A 17438-nucleotide genomic window follows, 5' to 3' on the forward strand; every position below is an offset into this window, starting at 1 on the left:
CCGCTCGCGGGACGCAGCAGTCCCGGGCCGGATTCGAAGCGATGGAGCCGGCATGACGCGGTGACGCAAACCGTCACGCGCCTCGAGCCGGGGGACATCCTCCGGACCAGGCCGGGCGGCAATTGCAGCGGAACATGGTGAAAAGGGGCGGCCAAGTCAAATACCCCGGTGCGCCGTCGCCGCGCAATTTCTCGCCCCGGCTTCGAGCCGCCGCTAACGCAGCGAGATGCGGTTGTCGCCGTGGCGCTCGATCCGTCCCTCCAGGTCGAGCTCGAGGATGGCGAGCTGCACCGCGCGCAGGCCGAGGCCGGAGGCCCGCACGAGGTCGTCGACGGCGATCGGAGAGGGGCCGAGAAGGGAGAGCAGCCCGTCGCGGCCGGGCGGGGCGGCGGCGACGGGCTCGTCGAGGGGCAGCCGCGGGGCGGTGGTGGACTCGCTCTTGCGGCCGGCGCCGCGGCGCGGCATCGGCATCAGTGCGCCGGGCGAGAGCAGCGGCTGCAGCGCTTCGACGACGTCGTCGGCGCCCCGGACCAGGGTGGCGCCCTGGCGGATCAACTGGTTCGTGCCCTCGGCGCGCCGGTCGAGCGGATGGCCGGGGACGGCGAAGACCTCGCGGCCCTGCTCGTTGGCGAGGCGGGCGGTGATCAGCGAGCCGGACTTCAGCGCCGCCTCGACGATGACGACGCCGAGGGAGAGGCCCGAGACGATGCGGTTGCGGCGGGGGAAGTCGCGCGCGGTGGCGGCCCAGTGCACCGGCCGTTCCGAGACCAGGCAGCCTTGTTCCGCGATCCGCGCCGCCAGCGGCTCGTGCTCGGCGGGATAGACCCGGGCGAGGCCGCCGGCCATCACCCCCACCGCTCCCCTGTCGACCGAGGCGGCGTGCGCTGCTCCGTCGATGCCGCGCGCCATGCCCGACACCACGGCGAAGCCTGCCTCGCCCAGGCCGTGGGCCAGGCTGGCGGCGAAGCGCAGCCCGAGGGCGGAAGCGTTGCGTGACCCGACGATAGCCACCGTCGGCCGGGAGAGCATGCCGGCGTCGCCGCGCACGGCCAGCAGCGGCGGCGGGTCGTCGATCGCGGCGAGCGCCGCCGGATAGTCGGGCTCGCCCAGAAAGAGGAAGCGGGCGCCGAGCCGCGCCATGGCGTCGAGCTCGGCTTGCGCCTCGGCTTCGGCCGAGGGACGGACGGGCAGGGCGTCGAGCGCGGCGGCGGCGCTGCCGAACTGGCGCAGCAGGTCCCTGAACCGGCTCGGGCCGATCGACTCGCTGCGGATCAGGCGCAGCCGGTCCAGGCGCTCCCGATCGGTCAGCCGCCGCTGTCGTGTCATGCCTTCTGGCCGATGCGGCTCTCGCTGCCGCTCAGCAGCCGGCGGATATTGGCCCGGTGCATGATCCAGACGATCAGCGTCAGCACCGCGAACAGCGCCGCCTCGCGCCATTGGCCGAGCAGCGCCAGCACGATCGGGCTGGCGAGGCTGGCGGTGAGGGCGGACAGCGAGGAGAAGCGGGTGGTGAAGGCCACCGCCAGCCAGATCGCCGCGAAGATCAGCGCCGCCGGCCAGGCGAAGGCGGCCAGCAGGCCGAGATAGGTGGCCACGCCCTTGCCGCCCTTGAACTTGAGCCACACAGGGAAGACATGGCCGAGGAAGGCGGCAAGGCCGGCGGCGAGCGCCGCCTGCGGCCCCCACAGCGCCTGGGCGATCAGCACGGCCACCGCGCCCTTGGCGCCGTCGAGCAGCAGCGTCGCCGCCGCCAGGTCCTTGCGGCCGGTGCGCAGCACGTTGGTGGTGCCGATATTGCCGGACCCGATCGCCCGGATGTCGCCGAGGCCGGCCAGGCGCGTGATGATCAGGCCGAACGGGATCGAGCCGAGCAGATAGCCGACCGCCGCGGCGAGGATCAGCGCCAGCGGCGAGGCGAGCGAGGCGGCAGGGTCGGGCATGGTCGTCACCTCGTTGCGCCGTGCGACGCTCGGTTGAGAGCCTGGTCCGGGCAATCGCCGGATAAGGCGAGGAGCATTTCAATCCGGCGGAGCGCGGTCAAGGCGAGGTGTGCACGGTGCGTCCGGCGACGATGGTGCGCAGCACAATGCCCTGCATGCGCGCGCCGTCGAAAGGCGAGTTCTTGCAGCGCGATTTCAGCGTGTCGCGGTCGAGCACGAACGGCATGTCCGGGTCGAGCACGATCAGGTCGGCCGGTGCGCCCGGCGCGAGTCGCCCACCCGGCAGCCCGAGCAGCCTGGCCGGCCGCGCCGCCATCGCCCGCAGCAGCGTCGCCAGCGGCAGCGAGCCGTCATGGACGAGGCGCAGGCCCGCCGCCAGCATGGTCTCCAGGCCGACCGCGCCGTCGGCGCACTCGGCGAAGGGCAGGCGCTTGGTCTCCACGTCCTGGGGATTGTGGTCGGAGACGATGGCGTCGATCAGGCCGTCCCTGACCGCATCGACCAGGGCCAGCCGGTCGTCCTCGTGGCGCAGCGGCGGCGAGACCTTGCAGAACGTCTTGAACGCGCCGACGTCGTTCTCGTTCAGCGTCAGATGGTTGATCGAGGTCGAGGCCGTCACCGGCAGGCCGTCGGCCTTGGCGCGGCGCAGGATCTCCAGCGAGGCGCGGCAGGTCACGGTCGCGGCGTGGTAGCGCGCGCCCGTCAGCGCGACGAGCCGCATGTCGCGCTCCAGCATGATCGCTTCGGCCGCGGCGGGAATACCCGGCAGGCCGAGACGGCTGGCGAACTCGCCTTCGTTCATCACCCCGTCGGCGGCGAGATCCGGATCCTGGGTGTGATGCACGATCAGCGCGTCGAAATCGCGGGCGTAGGTGAGGGCGCGGCGGAACACCCGGGCATTGGTGATGCTGCGGGCGCCGTCCGTGAAGGCGATCGCGCCGGCCTCCAGGAGCAGGCCGATCTCGGTCATCTCCTTGCCGGCGAGGCCCTTGGTCAGGGCGGCCATGGCATGGATGTGCACGATCGCCGTGTCGCGCGCGCGCCGCAGCACGAAATCGACCACGGCCGGGTCGTCGATCGGCGGATTGGTATCGGGCACGCAGACCACGGTGGTGACGCCGCCGGCGGCGGCGGCCTGCGAGGCCGTGGCCAGCGTCTCGCGGTGCTCGGCGCCCGGCTCCCCGGTCACCGCCCGCATGTCGACCAGGCCGGGCGTCACCACGGCGCCGGCGCAGTCGACGATGTCGGCGCCCTCGGGCGCGGCGACGGTGCCGACGCCGGCGATGAGGCCGTCCCGGATCAGCAGGCTGCCGCGCGTCTCGCCCGCCCCGTCCGGATCGACCAGGCGGGCATTGGCGAGGAGCAGGGGGCGCTCGGTGGTCTTGTCCTGGCGCATGGCCTTGCTCACGTGTTCGGCAGGTTGCGGGCCAGGGCTTCCAGCACCGCCATGCGCACGGCGACGCCGGTCTCCACCTGCTCGCGGATCAGCGACTGGGCGCCGTCGGCCACGGCCGTGTCGATCTCGACGCCGCGGTTCATCGGCCCGGGGTGCATCACCAGCGCATCGGGCCTGGCGTGGGCGAGCTTGTCCTGGTCCAGCCCGTAGAAGCGGAAGAACTCCTTGGTCGAGGGGATGAAGGCGCCGGTCATGCGCTCGCGCTGCAGGCGCAGCATCATGACGATGTCGGCGTCGCGCAGGCCCTGGCGGATGTCGCGGAACACCTCGACGCCGAAGCGCTCGATGCCGGCCGGCAGCAGCGTCGAGGGGGCGACGAGGCGAACCCGCGCGCCCAGGGCGCTGAGCAGGATGATGTTGGAGCGGGCCACGCGCGAATGCAGGATGTCGCCGCAAATCGTCACGATCAGCCCGGCGATACGGCCCTTGTTGCGCCGGATGGTCAGGGCGTCGAGCAGGGCCTGGGTCGGGTGCTCATGGGCGCCGTCGCCGGCGTTGACCACGGCGCAGTCGACCTTGCGCGCCAGGAGGTGCACGGCGCCGGCCTGGCTGTGGCGCACCACGATCACGTCCGGGCGCATGGCGTTCAGGGTGATGGCGGTGTCGATCAGCGTCTCGCCCTTCTTCACCGAGGACGACGCGACCGACATGTTCATCACGTCGGCGCCGAGGCGCTTGCCGGCCAGCTCGAAGGAGGACTGGGTCCGCGTCGAGGGCTCGAAGAACAGGTTGATCTGGGTGCGGCCGCGCAGGGCGGACGACTTCTTCTCGATCTGCCGGTTGAAGGCGATATGGGCGTCGGCCTCGTCGAGCAGGGCGACGATGTCGCTCTCCTTCAGGCCTTCGATGCCGAGGAGATGGCGGTGCGGATAGGTCGGGCGCTGCGGTGTCATCGAAAGCCAGCTTCATAGGCCTCGGTCCGCAGGCCGGCAAGCCGCGATGGCGGGAGCCGTCGCTTTTCCACCGCTTCCGCGGCGGTTCGGCAGGCGGCCGGCGCGCCGCCCTTGGGCCTGCCGGGCGATTGCGCTAAGGTCGAGGCAGGCGATGGGCGGCAGGGCATCGCCGGAGGCCGGGACGTCTGAAGACAGGTCCGGAGGTCGACGATGACGAGACGACCCGAAATCTGGCTGGCCGTGCTGGCCGGCGCCATGACGGCGGCGTTCGTCGCCGAGGCCGCGGCTGAGCCGCGCCGCCCCATGACGGGGCCGAACCGTCCGGTGTGGGTGAAGCCGCATCCGGGCTGGGACCGGCGTCGCCTGGAGCAGCGGGGGTGGAGCGCCTTCAGCGGCGTGCCGGGCGTGGCCGTCGTCGACGGCACCGTCTACGGTGACGGCGAGACTGCGCCTGAGCCTGCGCCGCGGCGGGATCCGAGCTTCGGCGGCTATGTCTACCGCGCCGGCCGGGCGGCGGATGGCAGCGTCTATGCCAATTATTACCGCTCCTACCAGCCCTATGCGCCGCCGGTGCTCATCCGCATTCCCTGAGCGGGATTTCCGCGCTCCGCCGATATTCGGCCTCGGCCGGATTTGGGCATGGCGGGGCCGGGACGGCCGCGGAAGCCCGCGGATGTTCGACCTGCCGGACTATCTGCTCAGCCGAATCCCAGCCGGTCGAGCGCGCCCTGCAGGATGAAGGCGGCCGCCATCTTGTCGACCACTTCGGCGCGCCGCCGGCGCGAGGCGTCGGCTTCGATCAGCGTGCGGGTCACGGCCGCCGTCGACATGCGTTCGTCCCACAGGGCGAAGGGGATGTCGGTGAGCTTGCCCATGTTGCGGGCGAAACTCTCCGAGGCCTGGGCGCGGGGACCTTTCGTGCCGTCGAGGTTCAGCGGATAGCCGAGCACGAAGCCGCCGATGCCGTGCTGGCGAGCGAGCGCCCGCACCGCGTCGGCATCGGCGGAGAACCGGGTGCGGCGCAGCGTTTCGAGCGGCGTGGCGATGGTCAGCGACAGGTCCGACAGGGCGAGGCCGATCGTCTTGGTGCCGAGGTCTATGCCGAGCAGCCGCTCGTCTTGGTTCAGCTGCCGCGCCAGGTCGAACAGGTCCAGGATCACGCCGAAATCCTTCAAACGCCTTGAGATGGCCGGAGCCGGGGCTACAACAGGCGGGTCATAGCAGGGAGTTCCGCTCATGCGCATCATCTGGCTCGGCCATTCGGCCTTCCGCGTCGAGTTCGACGGCCGCGCGATCCTCATCGATCCGTTCCTGACCGGCAATCCCGGCTTCACCGGCGACCGGGCCGCGGTGACCGCCGGCGTCAGCCATATCCTCCTCACCCACGGCCATGGCGATCATGTCGGCGACACCGTCGCCATCGCCGCGGAGACCGGGGCCACCGTCGTCACAAACTACGACCTGTGCATGTGGCTCGCCGGCCAGGGCGTGAAGCGCGTGGACCCGATGAACACCGGCGGCACCACCGGCCAGGGCGGCTTCACCGTGACGCTGGTGAGGGCCGATCACTCCGCCGGCATGGGCGATGCCGGCGTGCAGGTGCCGCTCGGTTCCGCCAACGGCCTGATCGTCAAGGCCAAGGGCCAGCCGACGCTGTACCATCTCGGCGACACCGACATCTTCTCCGACATGGGCCTGATCGCCGAGCTGCACGAGCCCAAGGTCGGCCTGGTGCCGATCGGCGACCGCTTCACCATGGGCCCCAAGGTGGCGGCCCTGGCGGTGAAGCGCTACTTCGCCTTCGACGCCGTCCTGCCCTGCCACTACGCCTCGTTTCCCCCGCTCGCGCCGGACGCGCATGAGTTCGTCGCGGCGCTGCAGGGGCACAGCACGCGGGTCTTGGTGCCGAAGAGCGGCGAGGCTGTCGAGCTCTGACGCTCGCCGGAGGGGAGGCGCCTGGCGTGCCGGGGACAACGGAAGACGCAGCCGCAAAATTCCTGGTGCAACGTTTCCGTCATGGACGGGTCAAGTCCGTCCATGACGCTTGAGGGGGCGGAGCCTTGTCTGCCATCGGCGCCTGCCCACGTCGTCCGAGCAGCGACGGAGCCCGGTCCTGCATCCTCGCGCCGGTTGCCTTGCGAAAGATCCGCGTGATAGACCGCGCCCAGCCCATATTCCGTGCCAATCGAGGGTCTTCATGTCTGTCGACGCCAAGACGGTGAGGCGAATCGCGCATCTCGCGCGCATCGCCGTCCCCGAGGAGGACGTTCCCCACCTGCAGGGCGAGCTCAACGCCATTCTCGACTTCGTCGCCCAGCTCGACGAGGTCGACGTCTCCGGCGTCGAGCCGATGACCTCGGTGACGCCGATGGTGATGAAGAAGCGGCAGGACGTGGTGAACGACGGCGAGATCGCCGACGAGATCGTGCTGAACGCGCCGGCCAGCGAGGATGATTATTTTCTCGTGCCCAAGGTGGTGGAATAGGCGCGGCTCCGCCCGCCCGATCACCCACGTGCGCTGCGACGCCCATTCCGGAATTTCAACGTGACCGACATCACCGACCTCACCCTCTCCGGCATCCGCGACGGGCTGAAGGCCCGCAGCTTCACCTCGGTGGAGGCGACCGGCGCCTATCTCTCCGCCATGGAGAAGGCGCGTGGCCTCAATGCCTACGTGCTCGAGACCCCCGACGAGGCGCTGGCCATGGCCGCGGCGGCCGACGAGCGCCTGGCCAGAGGGGAGGGCGGCCCGCTCGAGGGCGTGCCGCTCGGCATCAAGGACCTGTTCGCGACGAAGGGCGTGCGCACCACCGCCTGCTCGCGCATCCTCGGCGACTTCAAGCCGCCCTACGAATCCACCGTCACCAGCCAGCTCTGGCGCGACGGCGCGGTGATGCTCGGCAAGATCAACAATGACGAGTTCGCCATGGGCTCGTCGAACGAAACCTCGGCCTTCGGTCCCGTGGTCTCGCCCTGGCTGCCGCCGAACTGGGACGGCGCCCAGGCCAGGGCGAAGCTCGGCAAGGGGGAGACCCGGGGCTTCCTGGTGCCGGGCGGTTCCTCCGGCGGCTCGGCCGCGGCGGTGGCGGCCGGGCTCTGCGCCGGCGCGACCGGTACCGATACCGGCGGCTCAATCCGCCAGCCAGCCGCCTTCACCGGCATCACCGGCATCAAGCCGACCTATGGCCGCTGCTCGCGCTGGGGCGTCGTCGCCTTCGCCTCCTCGCTCGACCAGGCCGGCCCCTTCGCCCGCACGGTGCGCGACTGTGCCGTCCTGCTGCGGTCCATGGCCGGGCCCGACGCCAAGGACACCACCTCGGTCGACGTGCCGGTGCCGGACTACGAGGCCTCGGTCGGCCGCTCGGTCAAGGGCATGGTCATCGGCATCCCGAAGGAATACCGCATCGACGGCCTGCCGGCCGAGATCGGCGCGCTGTGGCAGCGCGGCGTCGACTGGCTCAGGGCCGCCGGCGCCACCATCCGCGAGATCTCGCTGCCGCACACGAAATACGCCCTGCCGGCCTACTACATCGTCGCCCCGGCGGAAGCCTCGTCCAACCTCGCCCGCTATGACGGCGTGCGCTACGGCCTGCGCGTGCCCGGCCGCGACATCGTCGAGATGTACGAGAACACCCGCGCCGCCGGCTTCGGCGCCGAGGTCAAGCGCAGGGTGATGATCGGCACCTATGTGCTTTCGGCCGGCTACTACGACGCCTACTATGTCCGGGCGCAGAAGGTGCGGACGCTGATCAAGCGCGATTTCGAGCAGGCCTATGCCGCCGGCGTCGATGCGATCCTGACCCCGGCGACGCCCTCCGCCGCCTTCGGCATCGGCGAGAAGGCCGATGCCGATCCGGTGGAGATGTACCTCAACGACGTCTTCACCGTGACCGTGAACATGGCCGGCCTGCCCGGCCTGGCCGTGCCCGCGGGCCTGTCGGCCGACGGCCTGCCGCTCGGCCTGCAGCTGATCGGCCGGGCCTTCGACGAGGAGACCCTGTTCGCCCTCGGCGAGGTGATCGAGCAGGCGGCAGGGCCGCTGCCGCGGCCGAAGGCGTGGTGGGCGTGATGGGCGCCCTCCGGCAGGGCAGGGCGCGCCGCCGTGGCGGCTGAGCGCGCCGATACGCTGGCGGATCTGCGCCGGGAGATCGACCGGATCGATGGCGGCCTGGTCGCCCTGCTGGCCGAGCGCATGGGCATCGTCGAGCGGGTCATCGCCGTGAAGGCGCGCGAGAACCTGCCGGCGCTCATTCCCGATCGGGTGGAGGACGTGGTCGCCCATGTCCGCGGCCTGGCGCAGGCCCGGGGGCTGCCGCCGGATCTGGCCGAAGCCGTGTGGCGCAATCTGATCGACTGGATCTGCCGCTACGAGGCCGAGCATCTCGGCGAATAGGGCCGCCACCGGCTGCCATCGGGGCGGCTTGCCCGGCCCCCGGAACGCAACAGAGGCGAAACGCCGTGCGTTCCGCCTCTGGGCTTGCTTGAAAATTCGGGTCTGGTCCGGCCTTGACGGCCAACCGGCGTCAGGCGCCGCGGACCTCGCGCAGAGTGAGGATCCAGAGCGCCGAGGACCGGACTTCACACCGATGAGACACTGGATCACCTCCTTTCGCTGGTTGACGACGCCTCGAACGTGCCGGCGATTCTCTCGAATCGCAAGGGGGGCATCGCGCCGCATCCAAGGTCGCGCACGGCCTGTTGCACAGCAGCATCACATCTGGGCGCCGGCTTCGTGCCGGAGCAGGAGCAGGGACTGGCCCTTGTAGGCGGCCGGCGAGGCCACCCGATAGCCGCACCGCCGCGCCAGGCGGATCGAGCGCAGGTTCTCCGGGGCGATCAGGCAGGCGCTGCGCACCGGCCCGAAATACGCCTCGCCCCAGGCCAGCATCGCGTGCAGGGCCTCGGTCCCGAACCCCCGGCCCTGGGCCCAGGACGCCAGGATCCAGCCCGCTTCGGGGATGCCGTCGAGCGGCGGCTCGATCTCCCGCCGGAAATCGGCGAACCCGGCCTCGCCGACGAAGCGGCCGGATGCCGTCTCGACGATGGCCCAGTAGCCGTAGCCGAGCAAGGACCACAGTCCGGCATAGCGCAGGAGGCGTCCCCAGGCCTCTTCCCGGGTCAGAGGACGGCCGCCGATGTGGCGCGTGACCTCCGGATCCGCCCACAGCGCGGCCATGGCGTCGAAGTCGCCGATGCCGTGGCCGCGCAGGGTCAGGCGCTCGGTGGCGAGCGTGGGGATGCGATCGGGGCGGTCGGGGTGTGGGGGCATCGGGGGCATCCAGGCAAGGCAGGTTCTCGCGGACCTGCTTGCACGTGTGAGTCTGCGCAGCCTTGATTCTGCATTGAAAAATGCAAATCAAGCGTGGCGAAAGCCACGACAGGCTGCTTGCCCCCACAATGCCGGCTGGCGGGCGGATCGCAAGCGGCGCCTTGCCGGCGGGGCTGCACCTGCGCTATCGCTGCTGCGTCTGGTGCCCGCGCATGCGGGAGAATCGGGAACGCGGTGCCAATCCGCGACGTGCCCAACGCCGTGACGGGGACTGTTCCGGCAGGATGACGCCACTGGCCGCAGGGCCGGGAAGGCGCCGGAACGGGAGGATCCGGAGTCGGAAGACCGGCCAGACGGCAAGCTCTTTCCGCACGGACGGCGGAACGGGCGATCCGGCATGGTGGGGAGACCGATGCCCGAACCTGTTTCCGATCCGATCGACGCCGGTCTCGTCGCGGCCGGTCCGTTCAGCGAAGGCGAGCGCGCCGCGCTCTATCGGGCGATCGAGACGCGCCGCGACGTGCGCGGCCCGTTCCTGCCGCGGCCGATCCCCGGCGACGTCGTCCGGCGGCTGCTGGAGGCGGCGCATCATGCGCCGTCGGTCGGCCTGATGCAGCCGTGGAACTTCCTGCTCATCCGCTCGGAAGCGGTGAAGGAGGAGGTGCGCCGGGCGTTCGAGGCGGCCAACGCCGAGGCCGCCTCGCTGTTCACCGGCGAGCGCGCGGCGCTCTACCGCTCGCTGAAGCTGGAAGGCATCCGGGCCGCGCCGCTCAACATCTGCGTCACCTGCGACCGCTCCCGCGGCGGGCCGGCGGTGCTCGGCCGCACCCACAATCGCGACATGGATCTCCATTCCACCGCCTGCGCCGTGCAGAACCTCTGGCTGGCGGCCCGGGCCGAGGGCATCGGCGTCGGCTGGGTCTCGATCTTCGAGGAGGCGCGGATGCGGGCGATCCTGCGCATCCCCGCCGGCATCGTCATCGTCGCCTATCTCTGCGTCGGCTATGTCGACCGGCTCTACGAGCGGCCGGAGCTGGAGGCGAAGCGCTGGGCCCGGCGGCTGCCGCTCGATGAGCTGGTGTTCGAGGACGGCTGGGGGCAGGCGCCGGCGGCTGAAACTTGATAGGCAGCCCACGACCCTCTATTCGGAAGCCCAGCATTCGATCCCGCCGTCCGGAGCCCCGCCATGACCGCCGCCGTCGACCCCAAGAAGATCATCAAGGGCGCCACCGGCGACTGGGAACTGGTCATCGGCCTGGAGGTCCACGCCCAGGTCACCTCCGAGGCGAAGCTGTTTTCGGGCGCCTCCACCGGTTTCGGCGCCGAGCCCAACAGCCATGTCTCGCTGGTCGACGCTGCCATGCCCGGCATGCTGCCGGTGATCAACGAGGAATGCGTGCGCCAGGCGATCCGCACCGGCCTCGGCCTCAAGGCGCAGATCAACCACAGGTCGGTGTTCGACCGGAAGAACTACTTCTACCCGGATCTGCCGCAGGGCTACCAGATCAGCCAGTACAAGCAGCCGATCGTCGGCGAGGGCACCATTGTCGTCGAGGTGCCGGAGACGGGCGAGACGCTGACGGTCGGCATCGAGCGTCTGCACCTGGAGCAGGACGCCGGCAAGTCGCTGCACGACCAGCACCCCTCGATGTCCTTCGTCGACCTGAACCGTTCGGGCGTGGCGCTGATGGAGATCGTCTCCAAGCCGGACCTGCGCTCGTCCGACCAGGCGCGCGCCTATGTGACCAAGCTGCGCACCATCCTGCGCTATCTCGGCACCTGCGACGGCGACATGGACAAGGGCAACCTGCGCGCCGACGTCAACGTCTCCGTGCGCCGGCCGGGCGAGCCCTTCGGCACGCGCTGCGAGATCAAGAACGTCAACTCGATCCGCTTCATCGGCCAGGCGATCGAGACCGAGGCGCGCCGCCAGATCGCCATCCTCGAGGATGGCGGCGTCATCGAGCAGGAGACGCGCCTCTACGATCCCGGCAAGGGCGAGACGCGCTCCATGCGTTCGAAGGAGGAAGCGCACGACTATCGCTACTTCCCCGACCCCGACCTGTTGCCGCTCGAGTTCGACCAGGCCTATGTCGACGCGCTGGCCAAGGACCTGCCCGAACTTCCGGATGCCAAGAAGGCGCGCTTCATCGCCGATTACGGCCTGTCGCCCTATGACGCCGGCGTGCTGGTGGCCGAGCGCGAATCGGCTGACTTCTTCGAAGCCGTGGCCAGGGGCCGCGACGGCAAGGCGGCGGCCAACTGGGTGATCAACGAGCTGTTCGGCCGTCTGAACAAGGAAGGCAAGGACATCGCCTCTTCGCCGGTCTCGGCGGCGCAGCTCGGCGGCATCGTCGACCTGATCGGCGAAGGCACGATCTCCGGCAAGATCGCCAAGGACCTGTTCGAGATCGTCTGGAGCGAGGGCGGCGACCCGCGCACCCTGGTCGAGGCTCGCGGCATGAAGCAGGTCACCGACACCGGCGCGATCGAGGCGGCGGTCGATGCGGTGATCGCCGCCAACCCCGACAAGGTCGAGCAGGTGAAGGCGAAGCCCACCATGCTCGGCTGGTTCGTCGGCCAGGTCATGAAGCAGACGGGCGGCAAGGCGGCGCCGGGGGCCGTCAACGACCTGCTGAAGAGCAAGCTCGGCATCTGAGCCGCCTTCCCAATGACCCTTGCCCTCACCTTCCTGGGGTTTCCCGCCCGCCTCGACGGCGGGCGCGCACCCCGGATCGTGCTCTTCGGGGCCGGCCACGGCAGCACCTATCCCGCCAGGGACAGCAGCGGCTATGCCCTCGCGCCCGACGCCATCCGTGCCGCCAGCCAGGTCGACGCGGGCCTCGTCGAGCATTGGGACTTCGATCTCGACGGTCCCCTGTTCGACGGCAAGCCGCCTTCATGCGTCGATGTCGGCAATATTCCGACCGTGATGCATGACAATGCAGGGAATCGAGCCGGGATCGAGGAGAAGACGCGGGACGTGCTGGCATCGGGCGCCGTGCCGATCCTGCTCGGTGGCGATGATTCCGTTCCGATCCCCTTCCTCGCCGGCTTTGCCGACCACGGGCCGATCTGGATCCTGCAGATCGATGCCCATATCGACTGGCGCGACGAACTGCATGGCGAACGCCACGGCTATTCCAGCCCGATGCGCCGCGCCAGCGAGATGGGGCATGTCGCCGGCATCGTGCAGGTCGGCATGCGCGGGGTCGGCAGTGCGCGGCCGGCCGAGATCGAGGCGGCCCGGCGTCGCGGCAGCCGTTTCGTGACGGCCCGCGAGGTCCACGCGCACGGCGTCGAGGCCGCGCTCCGGCATGTTCCGGAGGGCGCGAAGGTCGTCGTCACCCTGGATTGCGACGGCCTCGATCCGGGCATCATGCCGGGCGTCGCGGCCCGGACGCCGGGCGGCCTCGGCTACACGCAGGCGATCGACCTGATCGCAGGCCTCGGCAGGCGCGCGCGGATCGCCGGTTTCGACCTCGTCGAGCTCTATCCTCCCGCGGACGTCGACGGCCTGTCGGCCCTCACGGCCGCGCGCCTCGTCGTCAATGCGATCGGCGCCGTCGTCCGGCAAAACTGAGGCAGAGCGTCCCGGTCCGACCGGCGGCGGCTTCCGCGGCTCCGGTGACGGCAAGCCGGCATCCGAGCCGCGTCCGGCCGAGGTCGCCGCCGCGACCTGCCGGCGGCGGGGCGAGGCCTGGCCGGATCCGTCATTCGACAATTGTCGATCTTTGCCGTTGCGCGGTCCCGCGCCTGCCCATATCTGCCCAGGTACCGAGCAACCGGAGCGCCGCCATGGCCAGCACCACGCCGATCGACGTCTATTTCTGGCCCACCCCCAACGGTCACAAGGTCACGATCTTCCTGGAGGAGGCCGGTCTGCCCTACACCGTCATTCCCGTGAACATCGGCACGGGCGACCAGTTCAAGCCCGGCTTCCTGGCCATCTCGCCCAACAACCGCATGCCGGCGATCGTCGATCACGACGGTCCGGACGGCCGGCCGATCTCGGTGTTCGAGTCCGGCGCGATCCTGCAATATCTCGGCCGCAAGACCGGCCGCTTCTATCCCGCCGAAGAGCGTGCGCGCGTCGAGGTCGAGCAATGGCTGTTCTGGCAGATGGGCGGCCTTGGTCCGATGGCGGGCCAGGCCAACCATTTCCGCATCTACGCGCCGGAGAAGGTGCCCTATGCGATCAATCGTTACACCAACGAGGTCAACCGCCTCTACGGCGTGATGAACCGACGCCTGGCCGACCGCGAGTTCCTGGCCGGCGACTATTCGATCGCCGACATGGCTTGCGTCGGCTGGGCCAGGGGCTGGGAGCGGCAGGGCCAGGACATCGCGGAGTTTCCGCATTTCAAGCGCTGGCTCGAGGCCGTGCTCGCCCGCCCGGCGGTGCAGCGCGGGCTCGCCGTGACCACGGAGGATGCCGGCAAGTCGGACCTGTCGAAGGACAAGGCGGCGCAGGCGATCCTGTTCGGGCAACGGGCGCGCTGACTACTTCACCCGCGACCAGCTCACCGACTTGCAGAACAGGCCGAGCACGCAGCCGGCCGTGGTGAGCGCATTGCCGGACAGGGTCATGGTGCCGGAATAGGTCCTGCCGTCCTCCGGGTTGAAGGCCTTGCCCTTCCAGCGGTTGTCGCCGGTCGGTGTCATGTCGAAGAAGACGCGCATGCCGACCCCGCTCTGCTTGGCGGGGTCGTCGACCCAGGCGACGGTGCCGCACAGCGCCTTGCCGCAGGGCGCGATGCGCACCTGTGACTCGCCGTTGCTGCGCAGCCAGAGGCCGGTGGGGTCGCCGGCGAAGGCGGGCGCGGCACCGGCAAGCCAGGCAAGGGTGGCGAAGGCGATCCTGAGCATGTGTTCCTCCCGGGCGCGCTGGGCGGCCAGGCGGCGAAGGATAGGCCGGTTTGCCGGGCCTGTCCCCGCCGATGCGGCTCGACCGACCTGAAGCCATGGTTTCCCGTTCCTTGCCGGCCGGGCGCCGGAAGCGGCCGGATCTTAACCTTTGGCCGGCCTTTGCAAACGAACGGGGTTTCGGATCGGTTAAATTAATCTCGCATTTGAATTTCATTAGACGCTGATTCACCGACAGTTTTAAACGCCGATTCAGGCGCCTCCGGCATTCTGCCTGCAACGAAGGCCAAGGCCTTCAGGCACTTGAGCGGCGAGGGGCCCGGTGAACGAGGCCGCTCCAGCAGGGAGACGGATGATGGCTCGCTTCGAAATGGCTGCGCCCGAGATGGCCGAGATGGCCGGCGCCGTGTTCACCGCCGAGATGTTCTACGATCTCGGCGTCCAGTGCGCGGCCGGCCGCGCCGGCGCGGTCGACCTCGTCGAGGCGCACAAGTTCTTCAACATCGCTGCCGCCAAGGGCTGCGCCGACGCGGCGCGTCGGCGCGGCGAGGTCGCGGCGGAGATGAGCCGCGAGGCCGTCGCCGAGGCCCAGCGCGCCGCCCGCGCTTTCCTGACGACTCATTGAGCCATGCATTGCCCGTTTTACGGGCATGCACGCAAAACAGGCGATTGACCCTTGATGCGCATGCTGACACCGGCTTAAGGTGCGGGCACAGACGGAGGCCCGCGCTCATGCCAGGCACAGCAGCCGCCGAGGGGCCTGACGCAGCGCCTCCCGGCACCCGATCCGGTTTTGCCGTGGGCCCGGTCGCGGTCGACAACGCCGTCGTCCTGGCGCCGATGTCCGGCGTCACCGACGCAGCCTTCCGCCGCATCGTCCGGCGCGAGGGCGCCGGGCTGGTGGTGTCCGAAATGGTCGCCAGCGACCTCCTGGCCACGGGCGACGAGGAAGCGCGGCTGCGGGCCGAGGCGCCCGGCATCGGGCCGCATGTGGTGCAGCTCGCCGGCCGCCAGGCCCATTGGATGGCCGAGGCCGCCCGGGTGGCCGAGGCCTCCGGCGCCGACATCATCGACATCAACATGGGCTGTCCGGCCAAGCGCGTCACCGGCGGCTGGTCGGGCTCGGCCCTGATGCGCGACCTCGACCATGCGCTGACCCTGATCGAGGCGACGGTGGCGGCGGTGCGCGTGCCCGTCACGGTCAAGATGCGGCTCGGCTGGGACGAGACCTGCCTGAACGCGCCGGACCTGGCGCGCCGGGCCGAGGGGGCCGGCATCGCCATGGTCACCGTACACGGCCGCACCCGCAACCAGTTCTACAAGGGCCGCGCCGACTGGCGGGCGATCCGGGCTGTGAAGCAGGCGGTGGCCATCCCCGTGGTCGCCAATGGCGATTGCGGCTCGCTCGCCGATGCGCGCGAGATGCTGGCGCGCTCCGGCGCCGACGCGGTCATGGTCGGCCGGGCGGCGCAGGGTCGGCCCTGGCTTCCCGGGGCGATCGCCCGGGGCCTTGCCGGCGGCCGCCAGCCGGAGCCGCCGCCCGCCATGGTCCAGCGCGACCTCGCCCTCGAGCATTATCGCGGCCTGCTCGGCCTCTACGGTGCCGCCGCCGGCGTGCGCCACGCCCGCAAGCATCTGGCCTCGACCATGGAGGCGGCGCAGGACTGTTTCGGCGGCGGAGACGGCGACTTGCGAGGCCGGGTGCTGCGCGGCGAGGATCCGCAGGCGGTCGAGGCGGACTTTGCCCGTTTTTTCGACACGCTCGGCTTCAGGGCCGCCGCATGACCACCCTGCCGGCCAACATGCCCAATCATGATGCGGCGCTGAACGCCCTGCCGCACGCCGTGCTGTCCGTGGATGCCGAAGGGCATGTCACCGACGCCAACATGGCGGCGGAAGCCTTCTTCGAGATCAGCGCGCCGGTGATGCGGCGCCACCAGCTCAAGGATCTCCTGCCCTTCGGCTCGCCGCTGCTGGCCCTGATCGAGCAGGTGCGCGAGCGCGCCGCGCCGGTGAATGAATATCGCGTCGACATCGGATCCTCGCGCATCGGCGCCGAGCGGCTGGTCGACATCCAGGTAGCGCCGCTGCTCGACCGCTCCGGCGGCGTGGTGGTGATGCTGCAGGAGCGCACCATCGCCGACAAGATGGACCGCCAGCTCACCCATCGCGGCGCGGCGCGCTCGGTGACGGCGCTCGCCTCCATGCTGGCGCACGAGATCAAGAACCCGCTCTCGGGCATTCGCGGCGCGGCCCAGCTCCTGGAGCAGTCGGTCGACGACCAGGACCGGGCGCTGACCCGGCTGATCTGCGAGGAGGCCGACCGCATCGTCAAGCTGGTCGACCGCATGGAGGTGTTCTCCGACGAGCGGCCGGTCGCGCGCGAGCCGATCAACATCCACGTCGTGCTGGAGCACGTGAAGAAGCTGGCCCAGTCCGGCTTCGCCCGGCGCATCCGCTTCGTCGAGGACTACGATCCTTCGCTGCCGCATGTCCTGGCCAACAAGGACCAGCTGATCCAGGTGGTGCTCAACCTGGTCAAGAACGCCGCCGAGGCCATCGACGGCCATTCCGACGGCGAGATCGTGATGACCACCGGCTTCAAGCCGGGCGTGAAGCTCACCGTGCCGGGCTCGGCCTCGCGGGTCGGCCTGCCGCTCGAGATCTGCATCCGCGACAACGGGACGGGGGTGCCGGGGGATCTGCTGCCGCATCTGTTCGATCCCTTCGTCACCACGAAGGTGACGGGGTCCGGCCTCGGCCTGGCGCTGGTGGCCAAGATCGTCGGTGACCACGGCGGCATCGTCGAATGCGACAGCCAGCCGCGTCGCACCACGTTCCGCATCCTCTTGCCGATGTATCGGCCCGAGCGCGGATCCTAGAGATTGCTTCCGGGGTCGGAACGCGGTTCCGATCCCGGAGGTGCTGCTTCGAGTTGAGAATCTGCAGGGTTTCGGCCCCGCCCCGCGGGCGGAGTTCGGAAATCCTGCCTGGAGCGGGGTACTGGCCATGGC

At 70.3% G+C, this 17438-nt stretch carries 19 protein-coding genes and 1 riboswitch; of the genes, 12 read left to right on the plus strand and 7 right to left on the minus strand.

Features of this window, described 5'->3' with window-relative positions; all coding sequences use genetic code 11:
- Window positions 1-213: 213 nt before the first annotated feature.
- The 4 genes from dprA to AC27L4_RS20415 form a co-directional block, all read right to left on the minus strand.
- The gene (gene dprA / locus AC27L4_RS20400; protein ID WP_487144191.1) at window positions 214-1326 is read right to left on the minus strand and encodes a DNA-processing protein DprA; all 1113 of its coding nucleotides are present in this window, start codon (window positions 1324-1326) and stop codon (window positions 214-216) included.
- A complete protein-coding gene (plsY, locus tag AC27L4_RS20405) occupies window positions 1323-1940 on the minus strand; it encodes a glycerol-3-phosphate 1-O-acyltransferase PlsY (protein WP_487144192.1) in 618 nt (205 codons plus the stop codon). Before plsY ends, dprA begins: the two co-directional genes overlap by 4 nt.
- A gap of 97 nt (window positions 1941-2037) precedes the next feature.
- Window positions 2038-3336 (minus strand): dihydroorotase, encoded by a 1299-nt coding sequence (locus AC27L4_RS20410; protein WP_487144193.1) that lies wholly within the window; start codon window positions 3334-3336, stop codon window positions 2038-2040.
- Between the two features lie 8 nt (window positions 3337-3344).
- Complete coding sequence (locus tag AC27L4_RS20415) at window positions 3345-4289, minus strand: aspartate carbamoyltransferase catalytic subunit (RefSeq protein ID WP_487144194.1); 945 nt, start codon at window positions 4287-4289, stop codon at window positions 3345-3347.
- Window positions 4290-4499: 210 nt separating this feature from the next.
- On the opposite strand from AC27L4_RS20415, the gene AC27L4_RS20420 reads away from it, so the two are divergent.
- The gene (locus tag AC27L4_RS20420; RefSeq protein WP_487144195.1) at window positions 4500-4880 is read left to right on the plus strand and encodes a hypothetical protein; all 381 of its coding nucleotides are present in this window, start codon (window positions 4500-4502) and stop codon (window positions 4878-4880) included.
- Between the two features lie 107 nt (window positions 4881-4987).
- Here the strand turns inward: AC27L4_RS20420 and ruvX are convergent, their stop codons facing one another.
- Window positions 4988-5449: a Holliday junction resolvase RuvX gene (gene ruvX / locus AC27L4_RS20425; protein ID WP_487144196.1), complete on the minus strand. Its 462-nt coding sequence runs from the start codon at window positions 5447-5449 to the stop codon at window positions 4988-4990.
- A gap of 76 nt (window positions 5450-5525) precedes the next feature.
- Here ruvX and AC27L4_RS20430 point away from each other — a divergent pair, with 76 nt between their 5' ends.
- The 4 genes from AC27L4_RS20430 to AC27L4_RS20445 all read left to right on the plus strand — a co-directional run bounded on the left by AC27L4_RS20430 (window position 5526) and on the right by AC27L4_RS20445 (window position 8682).
- On the plus strand, window positions 5526-6224 hold the full coding sequence (locus AC27L4_RS20430; RefSeq protein ID WP_487144197.1) for a metal-dependent hydrolase: 699 nt from the start codon (window positions 5526-5528) through the stop codon (window positions 6222-6224).
- Between the two features lie 262 nt (window positions 6225-6486).
- Window positions 6487-6774 carry an Asp-tRNA(Asn)/Glu-tRNA(Gln) amidotransferase subunit GatC gene (gene gatC / locus AC27L4_RS20435; protein ID WP_487144198.1) on the plus strand — a complete coding sequence of 96 codons (288 nt, stop codon included), beginning with the start codon at window positions 6487-6489 and terminating at the stop codon, window positions 6772-6774.
- A gap of 60 nt (window positions 6775-6834) precedes the next feature.
- On the plus strand, window positions 6835-8358 hold the full coding sequence (gene gatA, locus AC27L4_RS20440) for an Asp-tRNA(Asn)/Glu-tRNA(Gln) amidotransferase subunit GatA (RefSeq protein WP_487144199.1): 1524 nt from the start codon (window positions 6835-6837) through the stop codon (window positions 8356-8358).
- A gap of 33 nt (window positions 8359-8391) precedes the next feature.
- Entirely contained in the window at window positions 8392-8682 is a 291-nt protein-coding gene (locus tag AC27L4_RS20445) for a chorismate mutase (protein WP_487144200.1), read from the plus strand.
- A 318-nt stretch (window positions 8683-9000) separates the two neighbouring features.
- On the opposite strand, the gene AC27L4_RS20450 is transcribed toward AC27L4_RS20445, so the two are convergent.
- On the minus strand, window positions 9001-9558 hold the full coding sequence (locus AC27L4_RS20450) for a GNAT family N-acetyltransferase (protein WP_487144201.1): 558 nt from the start codon (window positions 9556-9558) through the stop codon (window positions 9001-9003).
- A gap of 183 nt (window positions 9559-9741) precedes the next feature.
- A riboswitch (cobalamin riboswitch) is annotated at window positions 9742-9926 on the plus strand.
- Window positions 9927-9970: 44 nt separating this feature from the next.
- Here AC27L4_RS20450 and bluB point away from each other — a divergent pair.
- From bluB to AC27L4_RS20470, 4 genes are all read left to right on the plus strand, one after another.
- Complete coding sequence (gene bluB / locus AC27L4_RS20455) at window positions 9971-10681, plus strand: 5,6-dimethylbenzimidazole synthase (RefSeq protein WP_487144202.1); 711 nt, start codon at window positions 9971-9973, stop codon at window positions 10679-10681.
- Window positions 10682-10744: 63 nt separating this feature from the next.
- Entirely contained in the window at window positions 10745-12217 is a 1473-nt protein-coding gene (gene gatB / locus AC27L4_RS20460; RefSeq protein ID WP_487144203.1) for an Asp-tRNA(Asn)/Glu-tRNA(Gln) amidotransferase subunit GatB, read from the plus strand.
- A gap of 12 nt (window positions 12218-12229) precedes the next feature.
- Window positions 12230-13141 (plus strand): agmatinase, encoded by a 912-nt coding sequence (locus AC27L4_RS20465; RefSeq protein ID WP_487144204.1) that lies wholly within the window; start codon window positions 12230-12232, stop codon window positions 13139-13141.
- A gap of 215 nt (window positions 13142-13356) precedes the next feature.
- On the plus strand, window positions 13357-14061 hold the full coding sequence (locus AC27L4_RS20470) for a glutathione S-transferase N-terminal domain-containing protein (RefSeq protein WP_487144205.1): 705 nt from the start codon (window positions 13357-13359) through the stop codon (window positions 14059-14061).
- On the opposite strand, the gene AC27L4_RS20475 is transcribed toward AC27L4_RS20470, so the two are convergent.
- A complete protein-coding gene (locus tag AC27L4_RS20475; protein WP_487144206.1) occupies window positions 14062-14427 on the minus strand; it encodes a DUF2147 domain-containing protein in 366 nt (121 codons plus the stop codon).
- A gap of 352 nt (window positions 14428-14779) precedes the next feature.
- Here AC27L4_RS20475 and AC27L4_RS20480 point away from each other — a divergent pair, with 352 nt between their 5' ends.
- The 3 genes from AC27L4_RS20480 to AC27L4_RS20490 all read left to right on the plus strand — a co-directional run bounded on the left by AC27L4_RS20480 (window position 14780) and on the right by AC27L4_RS20490 (window position 17306).
- A complete protein-coding gene (locus AC27L4_RS20480; protein ID WP_487144207.1) occupies window positions 14780-15049 on the plus strand; it encodes a hypothetical protein in 270 nt (89 codons plus the stop codon).
- A 107-nt stretch (window positions 15050-15156) separates the two neighbouring features.
- Complete coding sequence (dusB, locus tag AC27L4_RS20485; protein ID WP_487144208.1) at window positions 15157-16209, plus strand: tRNA dihydrouridine synthase DusB; 1053 nt, start codon at window positions 15157-15159, stop codon at window positions 16207-16209.
- Window positions 16206-17306 (plus strand): two-component system sensor histidine kinase NtrB, encoded by a 1101-nt coding sequence (locus tag AC27L4_RS20490; protein ID WP_487144209.1) that lies wholly within the window; start codon window positions 16206-16208, stop codon window positions 17304-17306. The genes dusB and AC27L4_RS20490 overlap by 4 nt, the downstream gene beginning before the upstream one ends.
- The last annotated feature ends 132 nt before the right edge of the window (window positions 17307-17438 follow it).

This window comes from Labrys sp. Lb11 (genome assembly GCF_057554225.1).

Coding starts and splice junctions, on each gene's coding strand:
- AC27L4_RS20470 (WP_487144205.1), top strand. CDS start 13,357: ATGGCCAGCACCACGCCGATCGACGTCTATTTCTGGCCCACCCCCAAC.
- AC27L4_RS20475 (WP_487144206.1), bottom strand. CDS start 14,427: ATGCTCAGGATCGCCTTCGCCACCCTTGCCTGGCTTGCCGGTGCCGCG.
- gatC (WP_487144198.1), top strand. CDS start 6,487: ATGTCTGTCGACGCCAAGACGGTGAGGCGAATCGCGCATCTCGCGCGC.
- AC27L4_RS20480 (WP_487144207.1), top strand. CDS start 14,780: ATGGCTCGCTTCGAAATGGCTGCGCCCGAGATGGCCGAGATGGCCGGC.
- AC27L4_RS20465 (WP_487144204.1), top strand. CDS start 12,230: ATGACCCTTGCCCTCACCTTCCTGGGGTTTCCCGCCCGCCTCGACGGC.
- AC27L4_RS20420 (WP_487144195.1), top strand. CDS start 4,500: ATGACGAGACGACCCGAAATCTGGCTGGCCGTGCTGGCCGGCGCCATG.
- plsY (WP_487144192.1), bottom strand. CDS start 1,940: ATGCCCGACCCTGCCGCCTCGCTCGCCTCGCCGCTGGCGCTGATCCTC.
- bluB (WP_487144202.1), top strand. CDS start 9,971: ATGCCCGAACCTGTTTCCGATCCGATCGACGCCGGTCTCGTCGCGGCC.
- dusB (WP_487144208.1), top strand. CDS start 15,157: ATGCCAGGCACAGCAGCCGCCGAGGGGCCTGACGCAGCGCCTCCCGGC.
- AC27L4_RS20450 (WP_487144201.1), bottom strand. CDS start 9,558: ATGCCCCCACACCCCGACCGCCCCGATCGCATCCCCACGCTCGCCACC.
- AC27L4_RS20430 (WP_487144197.1), top strand. CDS start 5,526: ATGCGCATCATCTGGCTCGGCCATTCGGCCTTCCGCGTCGAGTTCGAC.
- dprA (WP_487144191.1), bottom strand. CDS start 1,326: ATGACACGACAGCGGCGGCTGACCGATCGGGAGCGCCTGGACCGGCTG.
- AC27L4_RS20415 (WP_487144194.1), bottom strand. CDS start 4,289: ATGACACCGCAGCGCCCGACCTATCCGCACCGCCATCTCCTCGGCATC.
- AC27L4_RS20410 (WP_487144193.1), bottom strand. CDS start 3,336: ATGCGCCAGGACAAGACCACCGAGCGCCCCCTGCTCCTCGCCAATGCC.
- gatB (WP_487144203.1), top strand. CDS start 10,745: ATGACCGCCGCCGTCGACCCCAAGAAGATCATCAAGGGCGCCACCGGC.
- AC27L4_RS20490 (WP_487144209.1), top strand. CDS start 16,206: ATGACCACCCTGCCGGCCAACATGCCCAATCATGATGCGGCGCTGAAC.